General features: G+C 40.5%; 18 protein-coding genes. 9 read left to right on the top strand and 9 right to left on the bottom strand.

Annotation, left to right across the window (positions count from 1 at the left end; genetic code table 11):
* Positions 1 to 137: 137 nt before the first annotated feature.
* Positions 138 to 1,040 carry a S1C family serine protease gene (locus tag RMY00_RS24030; protein ID WP_322649944.1) on the bottom strand — a complete coding sequence of 301 codons (903 nt, stop codon included), beginning with the start codon at positions 1,038 to 1,040 and terminating at the stop codon, positions 138 to 140.
* Between the two features lie 217 nt (positions 1,041 to 1,257).
* Between RMY00_RS24030 and RMY00_RS24025 the strand changes: the two genes are divergently transcribed.
* On the top strand, positions 1,258 to 2,127 hold the full coding sequence (locus RMY00_RS24025; RefSeq protein WP_322649943.1) for a uroporphyrinogen-III synthase: 870 nt from the start codon (positions 1,258 to 1,260) through the stop codon (positions 2,125 to 2,127).
* A gap of 106 nt (positions 2,128 to 2,233) precedes the next feature.
* Positions 2,234 to 2,533: a ferredoxin gene (locus RMY00_RS24020; RefSeq protein ID WP_322649942.1), complete on the top strand. Its 300-nt coding sequence runs from the start codon at positions 2,234 to 2,236 to the stop codon at positions 2,531 to 2,533.
* Between the two features lie 236 nt (positions 2,534 to 2,769).
* On the opposite strand, the gene RMY00_RS24015 is transcribed toward RMY00_RS24020, so the two are convergent.
* Positions 2,770 to 3,207, bottom strand: a complete 438-nt coding sequence (locus tag RMY00_RS24015; protein WP_322649941.1) for an Hsp20/alpha crystallin family protein — start codon at positions 3,205 to 3,207, stop codon at positions 2,770 to 2,772.
* A 488-nt stretch (positions 3,208 to 3,695) separates the two neighbouring features.
* On the opposite strand from RMY00_RS24015, the gene RMY00_RS24010 reads away from it, so the two are divergent.
* Both RMY00_RS24010 and RMY00_RS24005 read left to right on the top strand, forming a co-directional pair.
* A complete protein-coding gene (locus RMY00_RS24010; protein ID WP_322649940.1) occupies positions 3,696 to 4,016 on the top strand; it encodes a multidrug efflux SMR transporter in 321 nt (106 codons plus the stop codon).
* 233 nt (positions 4,017 to 4,249) lie between these two features.
* Complete coding sequence (locus RMY00_RS24005) at positions 4,250 to 4,393, top strand: hypothetical protein (RefSeq protein ID WP_322649939.1); 144 nt, start codon at positions 4,250 to 4,252, stop codon at positions 4,391 to 4,393.
* A 72-nt stretch (positions 4,394 to 4,465) separates the two neighbouring features.
* Here RMY00_RS24005 and RMY00_RS24000 read toward each other — a convergent pair whose 3' ends face one another.
* Both RMY00_RS24000 and RMY00_RS23995 read right to left on the bottom strand, forming a co-directional pair.
* The gene (locus RMY00_RS24000) at positions 4,466 to 5,533 is read right to left on the bottom strand and encodes an iron ABC transporter permease (protein WP_322649938.1); all 1,068 of its coding nucleotides are present in this window, start codon (positions 5,531 to 5,533) and stop codon (positions 4,466 to 4,468) included.
* A gap of 199 nt (positions 5,534 to 5,732) precedes the next feature.
* Positions 5,733 to 6,356 (bottom strand): 4Fe-4S single cluster domain-containing protein, encoded by a 624-nt coding sequence (locus RMY00_RS23995; RefSeq protein ID WP_322649937.1) that lies wholly within the window; start codon positions 6,354 to 6,356, stop codon positions 5,733 to 5,735.
* Positions 6,357 to 6,538: 182 nt separating this feature from the next.
* On the opposite strand from RMY00_RS23995, the gene RMY00_RS23990 reads away from it, so the two are divergent.
* From RMY00_RS23990 to RMY00_RS23970, 5 genes are all read left to right on the top strand, one after another.
* A complete protein-coding gene (locus RMY00_RS23990; protein WP_322649936.1) occupies positions 6,539 to 7,732 on the top strand; it encodes an NAD(P)/FAD-dependent oxidoreductase in 1,194 nt (397 codons plus the stop codon).
* A gap of 73 nt (positions 7,733 to 7,805) precedes the next feature.
* The gene (locus RMY00_RS23985) at positions 7,806 to 8,453 is read left to right on the top strand and encodes an HAD family hydrolase (protein ID WP_322649935.1); all 648 of its coding nucleotides are present in this window, start codon (positions 7,806 to 7,808) and stop codon (positions 8,451 to 8,453) included.
* A gap of 256 nt (positions 8,454 to 8,709) precedes the next feature.
* On the top strand, positions 8,710 to 9,570 hold the full coding sequence (locus RMY00_RS23980; RefSeq protein ID WP_322649934.1) for a Tab2/Atab2 family RNA-binding protein: 861 nt from the start codon (positions 8,710 to 8,712) through the stop codon (positions 9,568 to 9,570).
* Positions 9,571 to 9,911: 341 nt separating this feature from the next.
* A complete protein-coding gene (locus RMY00_RS23975) occupies positions 9,912 to 11,225 on the top strand; it encodes a TldD/PmbA family protein (protein WP_322649933.1) in 1,314 nt (437 codons plus the stop codon).
* A 132-nt stretch (positions 11,226 to 11,357) separates the two neighbouring features.
* Complete coding sequence (locus RMY00_RS23970) at positions 11,358 to 13,982, top strand: chloride channel protein (RefSeq protein ID WP_322649932.1); 2,625 nt, start codon at positions 11,358 to 11,360, stop codon at positions 13,980 to 13,982.
* Positions 13,983 to 14,176: 194 nt separating this feature from the next.
* Here the strand turns inward: RMY00_RS23970 and RMY00_RS23965 are convergent, their stop codons facing one another.
* From RMY00_RS23965 to RMY00_RS23945, 5 genes are all read right to left on the bottom strand, one after another.
* Positions 14,177 to 14,371, bottom strand: a complete 195-nt coding sequence (locus RMY00_RS23965; protein WP_322649931.1) for a hypothetical protein — start codon at positions 14,369 to 14,371, stop codon at positions 14,177 to 14,179.
* A 35-nt stretch (positions 14,372 to 14,406) separates the two neighbouring features.
* Positions 14,407 to 15,564: a glycosyltransferase family 4 protein gene (locus RMY00_RS23960; protein WP_322649930.1), complete on the bottom strand. Its 1,158-nt coding sequence runs from the start codon at positions 15,562 to 15,564 to the stop codon at positions 14,407 to 14,409.
* Positions 15,557 to 16,825: an O-antigen ligase family protein gene (locus tag RMY00_RS23955; protein WP_322649929.1), complete on the bottom strand. Its 1,269-nt coding sequence runs from the start codon at positions 16,823 to 16,825 to the stop codon at positions 15,557 to 15,559. The genes RMY00_RS23960 and RMY00_RS23955 overlap by 8 nt, the downstream gene beginning before the upstream one ends.
* A 570-nt stretch (positions 16,826 to 17,395) precedes the next feature.
* Complete coding sequence (locus tag RMY00_RS23950; protein ID WP_322649928.1) at positions 17,396 to 17,695, bottom strand: WGxxGxxG family protein; 300 nt, start codon at positions 17,693 to 17,695, stop codon at positions 17,396 to 17,398.
* Between the two features lie 192 nt (positions 17,696 to 17,887).
* Positions 17,888 to 18,049 carry a hypothetical protein gene (locus tag RMY00_RS23945; RefSeq protein ID WP_322649927.1) on the bottom strand — a complete coding sequence of 54 codons (162 nt, stop codon included), beginning with the start codon at positions 18,047 to 18,049 and terminating at the stop codon, positions 17,888 to 17,890.
* Positions 18,050 to 18,052: the final 3 nt, after the last annotated feature.

The following is an 18,052-nucleotide window of genomic DNA, read 5'->3' as shown; positions in this document are numbered from 1 at the left end:
AAAGGCTCAACGTCCGAGCAAAAAGGTGCAACTTCCGAGTTCAAAGGCTCAACGTTCGAGTAAAAAGGTGCAACTTCCAAGTTCAAAGGCTCAACGTCCGAGTTCCAAATTACGAATTACGAATTACGAATTACGAATTACACAGGTCGTTCGCCAACTGCGATCGCTAAATCAACTAATACTCCACCCCGGACAACTTGCACTTTGACAGTTTTACCAATGCGATCGCTACTATTGAGTAACGCTAATACATCACCTGTATCGCTCACAGTTACGCCATCGAATGTTACCAAAACATCGCCAAGCAGCACACCTGCATTGTCAGCCGGCCCAGAAGACTCAACATTAACGACAATTACCCCAGTTGCAGAAGTTAAATTGAGAGCAGTTTTCAGGTTCTTAGGTAAGCGTACAGGTTGCATTCCTACACCCAAGTATCCTTTAGAAATGCGTCCTTTTGCTACTAATTGGTCAACTACGCGATCGACTGTAGCAGTGGGAATAGTCAGAGCAGTACCACGCCGCCCCGATGTATTCATGCCTACAACAAAACCAGCAGCATCTACGAGCGGCCCGCCTGCAAAACCAGAGTAAAGGGTGATGTCTGGGCGGATAAATTGGTCAATATTCCCGCCATTCATACTCCGCCAAGCACCGCTAACCACACTCACCGCACCCATCGCCGCCCTTAAATCACCTTCGCTACCTCTTGCCAGTCCTAACACGAGATGACCAACTTTGAGCGTTTTGGCATCGCCAACTTTTGCCACAGGAATTTCTAGATTTTCTAGCTTAAAAACAGCAATATCAGTGCTTGAGTCATGACCGATGAGCGTTACTGGTGCAGTACTACCATTTGATAAAGTGATGGTGATGTCGTCATAACGCTGGAGTGACTCATCAGAAGTAACAATGATGCCATTACGCCAGTGAATGCCACTTGGAGAAACACGAGTACCCGCATTAACTGCAACCACAGCACTTCCAGCTTGTTCTACGGTATCAGCTAAACTGTTGGATAAAGCCAGTAATGAAGACATAATATTTTTGTGCAAACGTTCTTAGATGTTCATATCTTGCCGTTTTACCAACCCAGATAACATCGGAAAAATGGGGAGAATTCATCCTAGAAAAATGGCTAGTGCCGCAAGGCGGAAGTCAAAAGTCAAAAATCAAAAGTCAAAAATCAAACTTTGACAAGAGTAATATCATGTCCGCTTGATTGCGTATTGCATTCTAAGCTTGAATAGCAATGAAATGGCAGATAAACAAATGCACACCCAATCAAGAGAAATCAACTTGCTCACTGCATCTAGAGAATTACCTCTATATGGGAAAAGAATTTTAGTCACAGCACCGAGAAATTATGCTTATAGGTTATCTGAACAAATCATCAAGCAAGGTGGTTTACCTGTTTTAATGCCTACTATCGAAACCTGCTATTTATCAAACTACACTAAGTTAGATACTGCGCTATACCATATAGGTGAATTTGATTGGATTATCTTTACAAGTAGAAATGGTATCACTGCATTTTTTCACCGGATGAATGATTTAAATATTCCTATATCTGTGGTGCAAAAATGTCAATTATGTGCTTTAGGAAAAGATGCAGAAAGTTTATTATCTTTTTGTAACAAAGTAGATTTAATTCCTACAGAATCTAGCCCAGCCGGAATTGTGGCTGAATTAGCGAAACTTCCGCAAATTCACGAGAAAAAGGTACTGATCCCGGCTCCAGAAGTTGTTGGTTTGCCTGAGCCTGATGTTGTACCCAATTTGATTACCGATTTGCAGCAATTGGGCATAGAAGTAACTCGTGTACCCACATATATTACACAGGGCTTAAATACAAGTATCTACAGTATTGAATTAAATTTGATTCGTCAAGGAATAATCGATGTAATTGCCTTTAGTAGCACGGCAGAAGTAGAAAGCTTTTTAACAATGTTCAACTCGCAAAGCGATTATGAACGCTGTATAATTGCATGTTTTGGCCCTTATACAACTGCTAATGCGCGAAAATTGGGTGTGAATGTCTCCATCGTGGCTAAAGATTATAGTTCATTTGAGGGATTTGCTGAAGCGATCGCAGAATTTTTTACTCTAACTTCCAGTTCACACTAAGCGCTTATTAAGGATGTAAATAAATCAACCACAATAAACTCTAGACTAGCTGCACATAAACCCGTAGTATCGAAAATGGAGTTTATATGAATTAGGGATTTGTTACATGGCAACTTATAAGGTCACATTAAAGACCCCAGATGGTGAACAAGTAATTGACGTTCCTGATGATGAGTACATCCTAGAGATCGCTAACGAGGAATATGATCTTGACTTGCCTTATTCCTGTAACGCTGGTTCTTGCTCTACCTGTACCGGGAAGCTGATTTCAGGTACAGTTGACCAATCAGATCAGAACTTCTTAGACAACGATCAAATTGACGCAGGATGGGTTCTTACCTGCGTTGCCCGCCCCACTTCTGATTGCGTTATCGAAACCCATCAAGAAGAAGCCCTTAACGGTTAACTAAGAAATGTGGATTTAATAAAGAGCAACTTTTGTAGGGTGCGTTATAATTTTCGTCCTAGCGCACCAAAAATCTGTAGTGGTGTATAACACACTATAAAAGATTTAAAATTTTGCACTTTCCTATAAATCTGTATAGGCTGAGTAATTCACACTAAAAAGCGCTCCCCTTTTGGAGAGCGCCTTTTATTTAGTTTAATAGATAGCTAGCAGATATAAAGTTGCAATTATCCAGATTATGCTAGATTAACTTTGACAACTTTATTCTTTTCTTCTTCAGCTTTGGGTAGCGTCAGGTTCAAGATGCCATCTTTATAATCTGCCGTAACATTGGTATTTTGAATCCGAGCAGGTAAAGGAATTACACGTTGGAATTTACCATAGTGGAATTCGCTCTTAATCACACCTTTATCTTCAGATTTTGCTTCAGACTTCCGCTCACCGCTAAGGTATACAGCTTTTTCTGTAACTTGCAAATCCAAGTCTTTAACTTCAATTCCTGGAAGTTCTAGCTTTAGATGGATTGCATCTTCGGTTTCTTTTAACTCAGCAGCCGGAACTCTAGATAAACCTTTATCTGACAATGCAGTTGGCATATCTTCATCAAATAAACGATTGATTTGGCGTTGTATTGCGTTAAATTCTTGCCAGGGGTTCAAACGTACTAATGTCATATCTCTACTTCGGATAACCAGTATCTTTGCTATTTAAGGATTGGAGGATTTGATTCCTTTCTTTGTTCTTATAGTATTTAAAAATAAGAGTGGGGTAAATTCGGTTTTTATCACCTGAAGAATGATGATTGCCGAACCAAGATTTCTTTACTATAAATGTACGGTAAACTGAACTATTAGGGTTCGGTAAGTTCGGCAAAAGCAGACTTGAAATATAGCAATTCTATTTAAAATATTGATAGAAGTGTCACCCGCATCCCTAATATTAAAGATTGTTTAAAAAGTATTTCACTGTGGCTTTAGGTAATCCAAAAATTTTAATATTGACAATAAGACTATTAAAATATCCTCTTAAAGCTTGCAATGCGTAGCGTATCCTACAAATTTTTAGTAGATTCACGCGAATAATGATAATAATTATGTTGCATTTTTTTCATTTCACAGAGATAAAACAATAATAGATTACTTAGAAACTGCTGATAATATATATGTCAACAAGTTGGATTTACCTTATTGCCGCAATCCTATTTGAAGTTTCAGGCACAACTTGCATGAAGTTATCGCAAGGATTTACTAAAATAGTCCCTTCCATATTAATAGTTGTTTTTTATGGACTTTGTTTTACTTTTTTGACTCTTGCTCTCAAGAAACTTGAAGTGAGTGTGGCTTATTCTGTCTGGGCTGGATTGGGAACTATCTTAATTGCTATTATTGGTATTATTTGGTTTCGTGAATCTGCCACACTTATCAAACTCATTTCTATCGGCTTAATAATCATGGGGGTCATTGGCGTAAATGCAAGTTCATAGGATAATTGAGTTTACTAAAACATCCCCTAAAAAACCTACTTTTCATTACTTTGCATGTGAAAGCTGCAAAAAGTTAATTTTGCAAATAATAACTGTTACAATTTGTCACAATATATTAGTTTGAAAGTTACTTGAAGTATGATGTATGCGCGAGAAAAAATTAATTTAAAACTGAAGCTGTGAAATCTTGAAACAATATCTGTAAGTCTTTAAGCAGACATTATATTTAGATATTGCCTGAAATAAAAAACACCTTTGTCTATGCTAAAATAGAAGAGGTAAATAAACCAAAACTGATCATTCTGCTTGTTGCTGTTGTAGTGAATACACCAGCAATTTTTATTGTTCTGCGAACAGACCAAAATGAGCAAACTTAGCTAAATGCTATTAAAACTAGGGATCTAAAACTTTGGATACCCAAAAGAGGACTTTTCAAACATCCTGTTAGTTCAAAATTTATTAAACCCAGCAGAACGACGATAAAGTAACCAGATAAATAGCGGTGAACCTAGCAAGGCAGTGACGGAGCCTACTGGTAGTTCTACTGCTCCTAATCTAGAGAGTAAATCTGCAAAAGTAAGTAACCATGCACCCGCAAGGGCGGAAAGCGGCAAAACAAACCGATGATCTGTACCAACGATAAGGCGGACACCGTGAGGGACAACAAGACCAACAAATCCAATTAAGCCACTGATGCTAACTGCACCTGCGGCTAATAAAGTGGCGACACCACCTATTAACAGACGCGATCGCGTCAACGAAACCCCCAAACCCACAGCCAAATCATCCCCCAAAGCCAGCACATTTACCGATCGCGCCAGCAAGCATCCCCCTAGCAATGCAACGATGATATAAGGCCCAGCCGTCGCAATTTCTTGCCAACCCCGTCCATTAAGGCTACCAACCAGCCAACTCAGCGCAATTTGAATTTGACCATCTTCAGCTAAAAGTAGCAATGTGCTTTGGACAGCGCCTAATAAAGAACTTACCGCCACTCCGCCTAAAATCAACCGCTCAACAGAAATTCCTGACCCCGCATGACCGAGCAAAATAACGATCGCAGAAGTTAAAATTGCTCCCATCCACGCAGCTAAAGGAATTGCGATCGGGAATATTTGCCACACAATCATTAGAATCACAATTAATCCTGCACCTGCTGAAATCCCCAAAATAAATGGATCAGCAAGACTATTGCGTAACATCCCTTGCAGCAATGCTCCTGACATTCCCAAAGCTGCGCCGACAATCAGAGCAGCCGTAATGCGTGGGAGCCGCAAATCCCAGAGAATTGTCTGTTTAACTGGATCGCCTTCCCGGAGAAGGGCTTGCCAAAATTCCGACATACTTAAAGGTACTGCTCCTTGAGAAAGCGACAGCGCTAGCGTTAGCACCAGTGCTGCACTCAGGAGTAAAACAGCCCAAAGTACCCGGTGTTCAGTAAAAATTGTCTGAAATGGTTTAGTCAAATTTAGATATGTATTTTTTTTAAATATAATCTGTCTCAAATACAGATGCATTGGATATTGGCCACGAGGGAAGGAGAGTTAAAAGTTGAACTTGAGCCTCAGAAGGTCAAAGTCGAGCCTCAGAAGGTCAACGTCGAGCCTCAGAAGGTCAACGTCGAGCCTCAGAAGGTCAACGTCGAGCCTCAGAAGGTCAAAGTCGAGCCTCAGAAGGTGAACTTTCAAGTTTTAACTTCCCATGCCCCATGCCCTACTACGTCAATTCCAACCCACCTTGGTAGCCAGTAACAATACGGCCACCATCCTTGAGAATGTGGATTTCTATCTGATCGCTAGCCCAGGTAATCTGGTCTTGGAAAGCCGGGTTTAACACTCGAACCCGTTGATTACTAGAAGAGACTGGAGAGTTAGGAGAATTAATTGCTAGAGATTGTACAAAAGGCCCGTCAATCAAAATATCAAGTTGTTCTAATAAAGCTTGGGAACCTGGCGGTGCTGATTGAGACTGGAGTTGCTTGAGAGTGAACCCAGTAAAAGACATTACATTTAATCCAGCAGCTTTTACTTTACGAGCTAAAGACGCTAGTGCAGTTGCTTGCCAAAAGGGTTCTCCACCAGAGAACGTTACACCCTTGTTATGGGGATTGCTGAGAATATTCTCGGCAAGGGTATCAACAGCAATCAATTGGTTAGCTTCAAATGACCAAGAGTTAGTATTAAAGCAGCCAGGACACTCACGCAGACAACCTTGTACCCAAATGACTGCACGACAACCAGGGCCATTAACTTCTGACTGATCAACGTAACCCATAATGTTGAGATAGCCAGGGGGAATTTCCATGAGTGCTAGCGATGGGTCAGTTGGCTTAATTTCCATCTCTTTAACTCCTTTTAGCCGTTGCCTGTTAGCCCTTAACTCTAGCGAATCTCCAGTTAGATAACTGTAACTAATAACAAATGACTAATGAAAAACTTAATGGGATTTTGAAAAGTCCGCTTTAACTGACTAGACTGAAGTTAGTTGCCCAGCTAGCATTGACCGTCCCATAGATAGAAACAATGACTCAACAAACTTCTAGAATTTGTATCCTTGGCGGAGGCTTTGGTGGTCTCTACACAGCCTTGCGCTTAAGCCAGTTACCTTGGGAATCTACGCAAAAACCCGAAATTGTTCTGGTAGATCAAAGCGATCGCTTCCTATTCTCTCCTTTACTTTACGAATTACTCACTGGCGAACTGCAAACCTGGGAAATTGCCCCACCCTTTGAAGAAGTGTTACAAGGCACAGGGGTACGTTTTTATCAAGGGGTTGTGTCTGGAATTGACATCGACCAGCAACGGGTGAATATACATGAAGGGCCGGAAATCCCTTATGATCGCTTAGTGTTAGCACTAGGAGGTGAGACACCGCTAGATTTAGTCCCTGGTGCAACATCCTACGCCTACCCATTCCGTACAATCTCTGATGTGTATCGTTTGGAAGAACGCCTGCGATTTTTAGAAGAATCGGATGCTGATAAAATTCGGGTGGCAATTATTGGGGCTGGCTACAGTGGTGTAGAGTTAGCCTGTAAGTTAGCCGACAGACTAGGTGAAAAAGGACGCTTTCGGATCATTGAAATTGCTGACCAAATTTTGCGAACTTCCCCAGAGTTTAACCGGGAAGCAGCAAAAAAAGCAATAGAAGCCCGTGGCGTGTTTATTGATTTAGAAACCAAAGTCGAATCAATAGAGCAAAATTCCATCTCCCTAGAGTACAAAAACCAATTAGACACGATTCCCGTAGATTTGGTAATTTGGACTGTGGGAACTAGGGTTGCGCCTGTAGTGAAATCTCTTCCTCTCAAGCAAAACCAGCGTGGTCAAATCATTACTACATCTAATCTGCAAGTCCTTGATCATCCTGAAATCTTTGCCTTGGGAGATTTAGCAGACTGTCATGATATTGAAGGACAACAAGTCCCCGCCACCGCACAAGCGGCTTTCCAAGAAGCCGATTATACTGCTTGGAATATTTGGGCAAGTTTGACCAACCGCCCCCTGCTTCCCTTCCGTTATCAACAGTTAGGAGAAATGATGGCACTAGGAATAGACAACGCCACTCTTACAGGTTTGGGAATTAAACTAGATGGGCCCTTGGCATCCGTCGCCCGGCGGATTGCCTATTTATATAGATTGCCAACTTTAGACCATCAACTAAAAGTTGGTTTTAATTGGCTAGTTCGTCCGATCATAGAAACACTTTCTAAGTAACTTAAGATTAGTCATTAGTCATTAGTGACTCTTCCCAGTCCCCAATCCCCACTCCCAATTCAATCAAACTTTGATGGAACAACCGAAAGTTATTTTTTTAGATGCTGTGGGTACACTCTTCGATGTCAAAGGTAGTGTAGGCGAAGTTTATAGTCAGATAGCCCAGGAATTTGGCGTTACAGTTTCAGCCGAAACATTGAATACAGCCTTCATCAAATGCTTTAAAGCAGCGCCGCCGCCTATATTTCCAGATGCAGAACTGCAAGATATTCCCCAGCGCGAGTTTGATTGGTGGCGGATAATTGCCCTGAACACTTTTGAAAGTGCTGGAGTTCTTAAGGAATTTTCTGATTTTTCAGCTTTTTTTAGCGAACTTTACATCCACTTTGGTACTGCCGAACCGTGGTTTGTTTATCCTGATGTTGTACCAGCTTTAATCAACTGGCGGCGGTTGGGAGTTACCTTGGGGGTGCTGTCGAATTTTGATTCTCGGATTTACTCAGTATTGCAAGGTTTGGGATTGAGAGAGTTTTTTACCTCCGTCACCATTTCTACGCAGGTACGTGCAGCTAAACCCGATCCTCAAATTTTTGCTATTGCTTTAGATAAACATAAATGTTCCCCAGAGGCAGCATGGCATATTGGCGATAGCGTTGTAGAAGATTACCACGGAGCTAAAGCAGCTGGACTTAGAGGCGTTTGGATCAACCGTGGAAAATGAGGAAGATTCTTTGATACTCTCACGGCTATTATTGTGTGATCGCCGTCGCCACAAACCGCATAACCCATGATTCCCTACAGCGATCGCCAAACCCTATCACTATAAAAATTCCCCCTGCCCCTTGTCCCCTTGTCTCCCGTGCTCCCTCTGCCTTCCCTGCCTCCCCCACTCCCCACTCCCTTATTCCCCTGCTGCCCTAAGACTCGTATGATCAACATATCAAGAAAACATAACAGCCAGATTTTTACCGCAAAACATGGGCAGTATTTGGGAAATCGATTTTTACTCCCGTCCGATTTTGGACGATAATCAGAAAAAAGTTTGGGAAGTCTTAGTCTGCGAAAGCGCCTTAGATATCAGTACAAAAGTAGATTCTTTGTTTCACTATGCTCAATATTGTCCCAGTACCCAGGTAAATTCGGGCTGGTTGCGGACAGCATTACAGGAAGCTATTAACCAAGCTGGAAAAGCACCAATTAAAATCCGCTTTTTCCGCCGCCAAATGAACAACATGATTACTAAAGCCTGCCAAGACTTAGGTATTCCCGCCCAGCCTAGCCGCCGTACTTTGGTTCTCAACCAATGGTTAGAACAGCGCATGGAGGAAGTGTATCCTCAAGAGACAGGGTATCAAGGGGGGGCTAATCCCTCAGTCCGCTTAGAAAAACCTTTGCCGCAACGTTTACCAGATGCTTTGGAAGGACAGCAGTGGGTATTTGTTACCTTAGATGCTGCGGATTTGGCAGAAATGCCAGAGTGGGAAATTGGCTTTGGTGAAGCTTTCCCCATAGAGTTGGCGAAAGTTTCACCCGAAACCCGGATTCCTGGGATTTTAATTTTCTCACCAAGAGCGTTGCCCTTGGCAGGCTGGATGTCTGGTTTGGAATTGGCTTTCTTAAGATTTGATACTAGCGTTGAGGCGAGATTGCTTTTAGAAACTGGTGTAACCGAAAGCTGGATTGTGGCAAATATCAAAAAACCTCAACTTTTAGCAGAAGCTAAAGGTTTTGAAGAAGCCAAGCAAAAAGCTAACGGAGTGCATTTTATCGGTGTACAGTCTGATCCTAAAGCAGAAGCTTTTGCTGGTTTTTGGCTGTTGCAAGAGGTGAATCTTTGAAAAAGGGCAGGGGGGCAGGGGGGCAGGGGGGCAGAGGAGATGGGGAGAATAATAATTCATACATAACTCCTAACTCATAACTCCTAACTAATGACTAATGACTAATGACTCATGACGAATGACGAATGACTAGTTGAGACATGGCAATGATTTGGGATAATTAACTGCGTCCATCAGTGTTGATCTGTGGTTTCAAATCGTAACTGTAAGAAACGCTGATGATTTTTGGATAGTTATCTGCGTTCATCACGTAGAAAGTTTAATCGTCGGTTTTTGACGGTCGCACTTTTCTTAAGACAGCGTTGATATGCGGTTCAAAATCCACAATTGCACTAAGAGTCATGGGTTCTGAAAATTTGTCACAAGATACACTAGCAGAACAGCTGCTGGAACTAGCTATAAAATCTGGAGCAGAAGCTGCTGAGGTGTATCAGTCGCGATCGCTTTCTCGTCCAGTGTTTTTTGAGGCAAACCGACTCAAGCAGCTAGAAACTAACCAATCTGAAGGCACAGCACTACGACTTTGGCGAAACGGGTGTCCGGGACTGACGGTGGCTTACGGTTCTGTCCTAGCCGAAGTAATGGTGGAAAAAGCTCTGGCTCTAAGTCAACTGAATCTACCTGAAACAGTAGAATTAAGCTCTAACTCTGGGCCCGCTTACCCAGATTTAGGCGAAAGTGTGCCGATAGAAGTTTTGGTAGACTGGGGCAAAGAAGCGATCGCACTCATCCGCGATGCCAATCCCGATGTTGTTTGCAATGGTGACTGGGAATGTGATGCTGAAACTACCAGAATAGTCAACACTAAAGGTTTAGATTGTTATTACACTGATACTACCCTCAATTGCTATATATCGGCCGAATGGGTGCGCGGTGATGATTTTTTAAGTGTTGCCGATGGCCAAACTAAGCGGGGCGAACTCCACCCGGAAATATTAGCTAACCAAATTTTACAACGGTTAGTTTGGGCCGGAGAAAATGTCTCATCTCCTAATGGTCGCGTCCCGATTTTGTTCACTTCTAAAGCTGCTGATATGCTTTGGGGCACTGTGCAAGAAGCTTTGAATGGCAAGCGAGTTTTAGAAGTAGCTTCCCCTTGGGGAGAACGTTTGGGTAAGGAAGTAGTTGCACCCAGTCTCACCCTCTACCAAGATCCAGAAGCCGGCCCTTATAGTTGCCCTTTTGATGATGAAGGCACTCCTACTCAATTTTTAGTATTTATCCAAAACGGAATTTTACAGCATTTTTATGGCGATCGCACTACCGGACGCCAACTAGGTACTGACACCACTGGAAATGGTTTTCGCCCTGGTTTAGGTAGCTATCCCACCCCTGGTTTATTTAATTTTCTGATCCAGCCAGGTTCAGCATCACTACCAGATTTAATTCAAGAACTGGATAATGGCATAATTGTGGATCAAATGCTGGGCGGTGACGGCAGCATGTCTGGAGATTTTTCAATCAATGTTGATTTAGGCTACCGCGTCAAAAATGGTCAGGTAATTGGGCGCGTTAAAGATACGATGGTTGCAGGTAATGTCTACACTGCCCTTAAGCAATTGGTTAAACTAGGTAATGATGCTGATTGGAATGGTTCTTGTTATACTCCATCTCTAATAGTAGAAGGACTATCCACGACCGGGAGAAGTAATTGAATTGGGGATTGGGGATTGGGGATTGGGCAGGAGTTAGGAGTTAGGAGTTATTATTCTCCCCTGCCTCCCCTGCCTCCCCTGCTTCCCCTGCCCCCCCTGCCCCCCTGCCTAATCTCCTAATCCCCAAAAATCATGTCTCTTCCTATTCTGAATCAGCGCTTTCGCATATGGTGGCAGCCTAGAAGAGGTTTAGCGATCGCCGAAGCTTGTGTTATTGGTTTGGTTGCTGCCCTATCTGCGGTATTTTTGAAAGTAGGATCGGGATGGTTGGGGACATGGCGAGTCCATACTACCCACCTTTTACCGCCTTGGCTGGCATTACCAGCAATTGGTCTTGTCTTGGGATTTGTGGCTGGATGGTTGGTGGATAGATTAGCACCAGAGGCTTATGGTAGCGGTATTCCGCAAGTTAAAGCAAGTCTAGCCAATGTACCTATAAGATTATCTTGGCGTGTGGCAGGTGTGAAGTTACTCAGTGCCATCATCGTTATAGGTTCGGGTATGACTCTGGGACGACAAGGCCCTACCGTTCATGTAGGGGCAGGTTTGGCAGCAGGGCTGAGTCGTTGGGTTCCTACTTCCCCAGATCATCGGCGGCAAATGATTGCAGCAGGTGCGGGTGCGGGTTTGGCAGCTGCTTTTAATGCCCCGATCGCAGGTGTATTATTTATCGTTGAAGAGCTACTCCAAGATTTATCAGGATTGACTCTGGGTACTGCGATTATCGCCTCCTTTATTGGTGGGGTGATATCCAGACTTTTAGGTGGTGGCTCTCTTGCACTTAACCTGCAATTGATGCAATCTTCTAGCCAATTCTCTATTCCAGAAATTCCCTTTTTCCTGATATTGGGTATTTTGGCAGGCTTATTGGGTGCATTGTTTGATCGTGGCTTAATATTTAGTATTAAAGTTTATAGAAAATTACATCTCAGCTTACCACTGCGGGTAGCTTTGGCTGGATTGATCTCTGGTGTTGTCGTGTCGATGCTTCCCGAATCCTTTCGGAATAATACGGGTTTACGAGAGTCTTTAATTACTGGAGGTTCCCATCCAACAGTAGCAGCGATCGCCTTTGCGGCACAGTTTATTCTCACACTCATAGCATTTGGTTCAGGTGCGCCAGGAGGATTATTCGCTCCCAGTCTAATTTTGGGTTCTTGTTTAGGTCACATTATTGGTGTATTTGAGTTATCCATCACCGGAGCCGGTTCTCCTGCTACTTATGCGCTAGCGGGTATGGGGGGATTTTTTAGCGCCGTTTCTAAAGTACCAATCACAGCAATTGTGATTGTGTTTGAGATGACTACAGATTTCAATCTAGTGCTACCTTTGATGATTGTTTCTGTAGCAGCTTACTTAGTTGCGGATAAGGTAGTGCCTGGTTCGCTTTATGAAAAACTTTTGGAATTAAAAGGCATTACTCTCACCAAAGAAGTTCCGATAGAAGGAGCATTAACTAAATTAACTGCAAAAGATGTAATGCAAGAACGGGTAGAAACTCTAGATGCACAGATGAGCTTGGAAGAAGCAAAACAGTTCTTTGCTCGTTCTCATCATCGCGGTTTCCCTGTGGTGGAAGATAACAAGTTAGTAGGAATTGTGACGCAATCAGATTTACTAAAAATACATGATCGCAACCTAGCCAATGATATTTTCTTAAAAGAAATTATGACGCCTGTCCCGATGACAGTAACACCAATCCATACCCTGAGCAATGTACTGTATTTACTCGATCGCTATCAAATCAGTCGCTTACCTGTGGTGGATGGACGAAAACTGATCGGAATTATTACTCGTGCAGATATTATTCGGGCAGAAGCAGGTCATCTCAATTGTGATAACCGGACTCCGAAACTGCGACCAGAACCTTCTTATATAGTTTACCAAACGCGATCGCCCAGCACTGGCAATGGTAGATTATTAGTGCCAGTAGCGAATCCCGAAACAGCAGGTATTTTATTACAAATGGCAGCAGCTATTGCCCGCGATCGCCATTATGAAATAGATTGTGTGCAAGTAATGCTGATACCCCGCCACAGTTCCCCATCAGAAACACAGGTAAGAACGGCAAAAAGTCGCCGCTTGCTACGACAGGCAGAAGTCTTAGCTAAAAAGTGGAAAATTCCCTTGCATACGCAGATACGAGTTACCCACGATGTAGCGCAGGCAATTTTAGAGACGATCAGCGAACAACACATCGACCTAATTTTAATGGGATGGAAAGGTGCTACATCTACCCCTGGTCGGATTTTTGGTAACGTTGTAGACACCATAATTCGCCAAGCCACCTGCGAAGTAGTATTAGTAAAATTAGGCCAAACTCCCCAGTCCCCAGTCCCCAGCCCCCTCTTCAACCGTTGGCTAGTCCCGATGGCTGGTGGCCCCAATTCTCCACTGGCGATTAAATTGCTACCGGCTTTAATTACATTGGGAAATGATCCGCAAATTCATCTGACACAGGTGTTTAAGCCGTTTGAATTCAAGCCAGATATGTCAGTTTCAGAACAAGCCATCCGCCATTTGATGCGGCGGCAAAAGTTGTCCAGTACTGTAGTTGCTCTCCCAGTCCAGGCTAATTCAGTCGCAGAAGGTGTGATTAACTTAGTTAAAACCGAAGGTTATGATGTTGTAGTTTTGGGAGCATCGCAAGAAGGAATGTTGCAACAGGCGATTCAAGGTAATATTCCAGAAGCGATCGCCTCTGGTGTAGAAAGTACAGTGATTTTAGTTAGGGGTGCAATTAATGTACAGCGTTAGGGACTTCTAAATAAAAAATATCTCATCGCTTTTAAGGCAGAGGAGCAGGGAGCAGAGAGAGGAAAAATCGTTTTGATTCCAAAAATTGGATAATTTATTTTTTGGAGTTCCCTTAGCGAGGAACGAGCGTCTTGATTCTGGCTCCTGTTAGCGGATAGCTAAGATTTAGCCCATTCTGACTTCTGAACTTTTCTTCAATGCTTATAAAATATACCAATAATCAGAGAAACAATTATTGGTATTAAGATTGGAATAGCAACTATAAGTCCCCACTTACCAAACTTAATCTCCTCACCCTCAGATTTTAAAAACGCAATCCAACCTACAACTCCCATCAAAAGCCAAATAAAGCCAAAGCCAAGGAATATAACAAACACTGAATCTTCCATTTTTCACCAATTAAATTTATACAAAAAACATTTCCTTAAATTGTAACTAAATAATCATCAACTATTTTTGCTAAACTTGTACGAAACTGGGTAAAATCAAAAGCTTCAATAGTTTTTTGTTGTAAGTATTCTGGTTGGTAAATTACTGGGTTATAGTAATCACCTTGCAGAATTTGAATTAGATTATCAGCAATTTCTTCAACGTTATCAGGATCAACTAAACATCCTAATTTCCCATCAGCTAAGGGTTCTATGGAACCATCTTGTTTACCCGCCAGCACAGGTTTACCACAAGCTAACGCTTCTAGATAAACAATTCCAAATCCTTCTCCTTTGCTAGGCAAAGCAAAAACATCGCAAAGATTGTAATAATCACATAATTCTTCATCTGGTACAAATCCTGCTATAGTGACACAATCTTGTAGATTTAATTTACTAACTAAAGCTTGAATTCGAGGTATATCATCCCCTTTGCCTACAAGGATGAAGTGAATATTAGGGACATGCAGGCGCACTTTAAGTAAGGCATAAAGCATTTGATCATAACCCTTGTATTTTGCCATGCGTCCCATGCGCGTTACCGTTAGAATCACAGGCTGTTTATGTGTTAAATTGTATCGCTTGAGCAAGTAGTTAGGTTTAGGATTTATTTTAAATTTATTGGCATCAAACGTATTAGTTAAAATTACTATTTTCTCAGCGTCAATGTTTTTATATTGAAGCAAATGCTGGCGAGTATAATTACTAACACTAATAATTTTATCTGCGTTTCCTAATGCTAATTTTATAGCATTGTTTTTAATATCCCAAACTTCTAAACCATGAGCAACTACCCAGTAAGGAATCCCAGTGAGAAGTTTTAAAATATAACAAGCAATGGTATAGTTAACATGAGTTGATATGACTACAGTAGGACGTTCGATAATAGCCAAAATAATTATTTTGGTAGCAAATAAAATAGTTTGCAATAATTTTGGTAAATCTCCAAAATAATGGAACTTTGTTAAACTTAAAAATTGCAAGTTTTCCTGCTGTCTTAAATTACGCTTATCATATTTCAAAAATACGTCATAATCAGCTTCAATATATATATTTTGTAAAGCTTTTAATAAAAAAGTTGAGTACACTTGAATACCTCCCTTAAAATTAAATATATTGGGAAATATTAAGTAAAAATGATGTTTATCATTCATAGGTTTTTTGAAAACTCTGAATAATTTTAGGCTCTAATTGCATAATAAAATCTTTTCGATAATTAATAGCTGCTGCTATAAAATAAAACTCAAGAGTTGTAAAAGTATAGTCTTCAGTAAAAAAATCTGGCATTTGAGATACTAAAAACATCAGAATCGGAATAGTAACTAGAGAATTAGCATGTTTAACTTTAAATACTATTTTTCTTAAAAAATTAGTAAAGAGTAATAATCCTGGAATTCCTTGTTCTGCTGACACATTTAAAAATATATTATGTGCATGATAACCTTTACCTCCCCAAACTTTTATTCCTATCTGTTCTGGAAAAACTCCTATGCCTATACCAGTAAGTGGCTTTTTAATAGTTTCATTAATAGCTGCCTGCCATATTTCATACCTTGATAAGCCTGTTTTTATTATTGTAGTAAGGGTTTTTTTATTTGGAGCTACTAAATCTGAATTTTGTGAAAATAAATTAATTAATGGAAATATTTTATTATCTACCAAACCAATTTTCTGTGTAGAGACTGGTATGGTGACAATGCATAAAGATAAAAAGCTAGTTAAATAAATCATTTTTCTAAAACTAATAATTTTATATATTAGTAAAAGAAACATGCCAACAATGAAAGTTAACCAACCATTTCCACTAGCAGAGAAAGTTAAGGAAATTATAAAAATTAATTCGTTTATATATAATTCGATTTTAGAAATTTTATTTTGCTTTTCTAAAATTAAGCTTAAACATAATCCAATAGCTACTATTACCCCAAACTGATTAGGGTTTTGCATAATTGAACCAATTTCGGGATAAAAGCTGGGAAACTTTAATAATTTGAAAATCCAGTAGTTGGGCAGTAAAACTTCTAAAAAACCCAAAAGTGCAATTATCTGTATTAAATATAATATGCAACGATAGTAAAATGTTAAAGATAATGTTTTGGTATTTTGAAAAGTTAACACTAAAAAAGCAAAAAATAATATATAATAAGTTGAGTATTTGAGACTATAAGTAATAGCAATAATTGGAAATTGGCTCATGAATGAAGAAAGCCACATCCACAAATACATTAGACTTATAGATATTAAAATTACTTTATGCTTTTTAACAACTTCTGGTATAGATTTTAAAGACAAACTAATTATACCAAAGCTAAATGCAGGAAGTAATAAATAATGAATACCAATATTTATTCCAGGAAATTTAATCCGCCCTAAAAGTGAAGAAAATAGTATGAGCAGGAAAAATATATTAATCATAACGTTGTCGTGTGGATACTTGTTTGACAACAAAAATGCTAAATTAAACCCACATTCGCAGGTTTAAGCAGAGATTATGATATTTTGTCTCATCTTAGAGGATATTTTAAAAGTCCTATATCTAGGTATAAAAACGTTTTAGATCCTTCTAAATCTCCCTTCAAAAGGGGACTTTGATTCCCGTTCCTCCCTTTTTAATGAAGGTTAGGGAAGATTAAGTACCTAAAAGCACAGCAAAATACTTTTAAAACATCCTCTAAAATACTGAGTACGTAAAGAATATTATCATATTACAGTCATTGTAGATGCACGTAAACTTAAGAGCGATCGCCAGCCTCTAGATTTAGCAAAAATAACCATCAGTGAAGCTCTGAAAGCTAAACTAGGAGCGCATTTTGCTTTGGCAATTTGATTTTTGAGAAATCCAATTAACAATTCAATTGGGCAAACTTGGCACGCCCTGACTCCCCAAGCCTTGCAATCATGTATACACACGAATAAAGCCTGCGTTGGCAGGCTTTTACCGTAATTATCATTAGGACTGACGCAAAATTAGAACGCAACTCATTATTAAAAGTTAGAACGAGAGCCAGGAGTGCCTACAGCATTAGGGTCACGATAAGCTACATTATCATCGGCTTTGCGGCTCTTACGACCAAATAAACCAAATAAACCAAGCAAGCCTAATAAACCCCAATCGCCATCCCGATAATTTCTGTCGGTAGCAGAGGTGTCTGTAGTAGTATTTGTAACAGTTCCGTCATTAGTGGTTGTTGTCTGAGCCGAAGCAGGCAGAACTGTAGGTAAGGTTGCCAAACTGATAGCTAGAGCAGTACTTCCGAGAATTTTAGAGACATTAAAGCGTTTCACGATCACATTCCTCAATTGAATTGCTGCAAGTAATAGCTAAAGCATATTAAGTTCTGACACTAACAGCATCAATCTTTAGCTGCAAATATAAATCCGCTTAAAGATGCATTAGTGATTGAGTAAATAAGCATTTTGGTATAGGTTAGATTACCAAGCATGGCAAATTATGCAATATTGAAGTCAGCGATCGCATTAAAACAATCTCGATTCTAGAAGGTAGAATTTTTCTTTATAAAATCGAAAATTACGTCTTCGGGTATGACAGATGCCGATAATTGAAGATAATATTTCCACAGCGATCGCATAAAATTGTGAACCTGTATTTTTCTGCTCCAAACTATCGAGAAATGTCAAAAT

It is taken from the genome of Nostoc sp. ChiVER01 (assembly GCF_034531155.1).
Classification (GTDB): Bacteria; Cyanobacteriota; Cyanobacteriia; order Cyanobacteriales; family Nostocaceae; genus Nostoc.
The sequence above is the reverse complement of the archived record's forward strand: the minus strand, read 5'-3'. Positions and strand labels throughout refer to the sequence as shown.

Bases quoted from the DNA above. Each gene is read 5' to 3' on its own strand.
- RMY00_RS24030 (WP_322649944.1), bottom strand. From the start codon at position 1,040: ATGTCTTCATTACTGGCTTTATCCAACAGTTTAGCTGATACCGTAGAA.
- RMY00_RS24025 (WP_322649943.1), top strand. From the start codon at position 1,258: ATGGCAGATAAACAAATGCACACCCAATCAAGAGAAATCAACTTGCTC.
- RMY00_RS24020 (WP_322649942.1), top strand. From the start codon at position 2,234: ATGGCAACTTATAAGGTCACATTAAAGACCCCAGATGGTGAACAAGTA.
- RMY00_RS24015 (WP_322649941.1), bottom strand. From the start codon at position 3,207: ATGACATTAGTACGTTTGAACCCCTGGCAAGAATTTAACGCAATACAA.
- RMY00_RS24010 (WP_322649940.1), top strand. From the start codon at position 3,696: ATGTCAACAAGTTGGATTTACCTTATTGCCGCAATCCTATTTGAAGTT.
- RMY00_RS24000 (WP_322649938.1), bottom strand. From the start codon at position 5,533: ATGCATCTGTATTTGAGACAGATTATATTTAAAAAAAATACATATCTA.
- RMY00_RS23995 (WP_322649937.1), bottom strand. From the start codon at position 6,356: ATGGAAATTAAGCCAACTGACCCATCGCTAGCACTCATGGAAATTCCC.
- RMY00_RS23990 (WP_322649936.1), top strand. From the start codon at position 6,539: ATGACTCAACAAACTTCTAGAATTTGTATCCTTGGCGGAGGCTTTGGT.
- RMY00_RS23985 (WP_322649935.1), top strand. From the start codon at position 7,806: ATGGAACAACCGAAAGTTATTTTTTTAGATGCTGTGGGTACACTCTTC.
- RMY00_RS23980 (WP_322649934.1), top strand. From the start codon at position 8,710: ATGGGCAGTATTTGGGAAATCGATTTTTACTCCCGTCCGATTTTGGAC.
- RMY00_RS23975 (WP_322649933.1), top strand. From the start codon at position 9,912: ATGGGTTCTGAAAATTTGTCACAAGATACACTAGCAGAACAGCTGCTG.
- RMY00_RS23970 (WP_322649932.1), top strand. From the start codon at position 11,358: ATGTCTCTTCCTATTCTGAATCAGCGCTTTCGCATATGGTGGCAGCCT.
- RMY00_RS23965 (WP_322649931.1), bottom strand. From the start codon at position 14,371: ATGGAAGATTCAGTGTTTGTTATATTCCTTGGCTTTGGCTTTATTTGG.
- RMY00_RS23960 (WP_322649930.1), bottom strand. From the start codon at position 15,564: ATGAATGATAAACATCATTTTTACTTAATATTTCCCAATATATTTAAT.
- RMY00_RS23955 (WP_322649929.1), bottom strand. From the start codon at position 16,825: ATGATTAATATATTTTTCCTGCTCATACTATTTTCTTCACTTTTAGGG.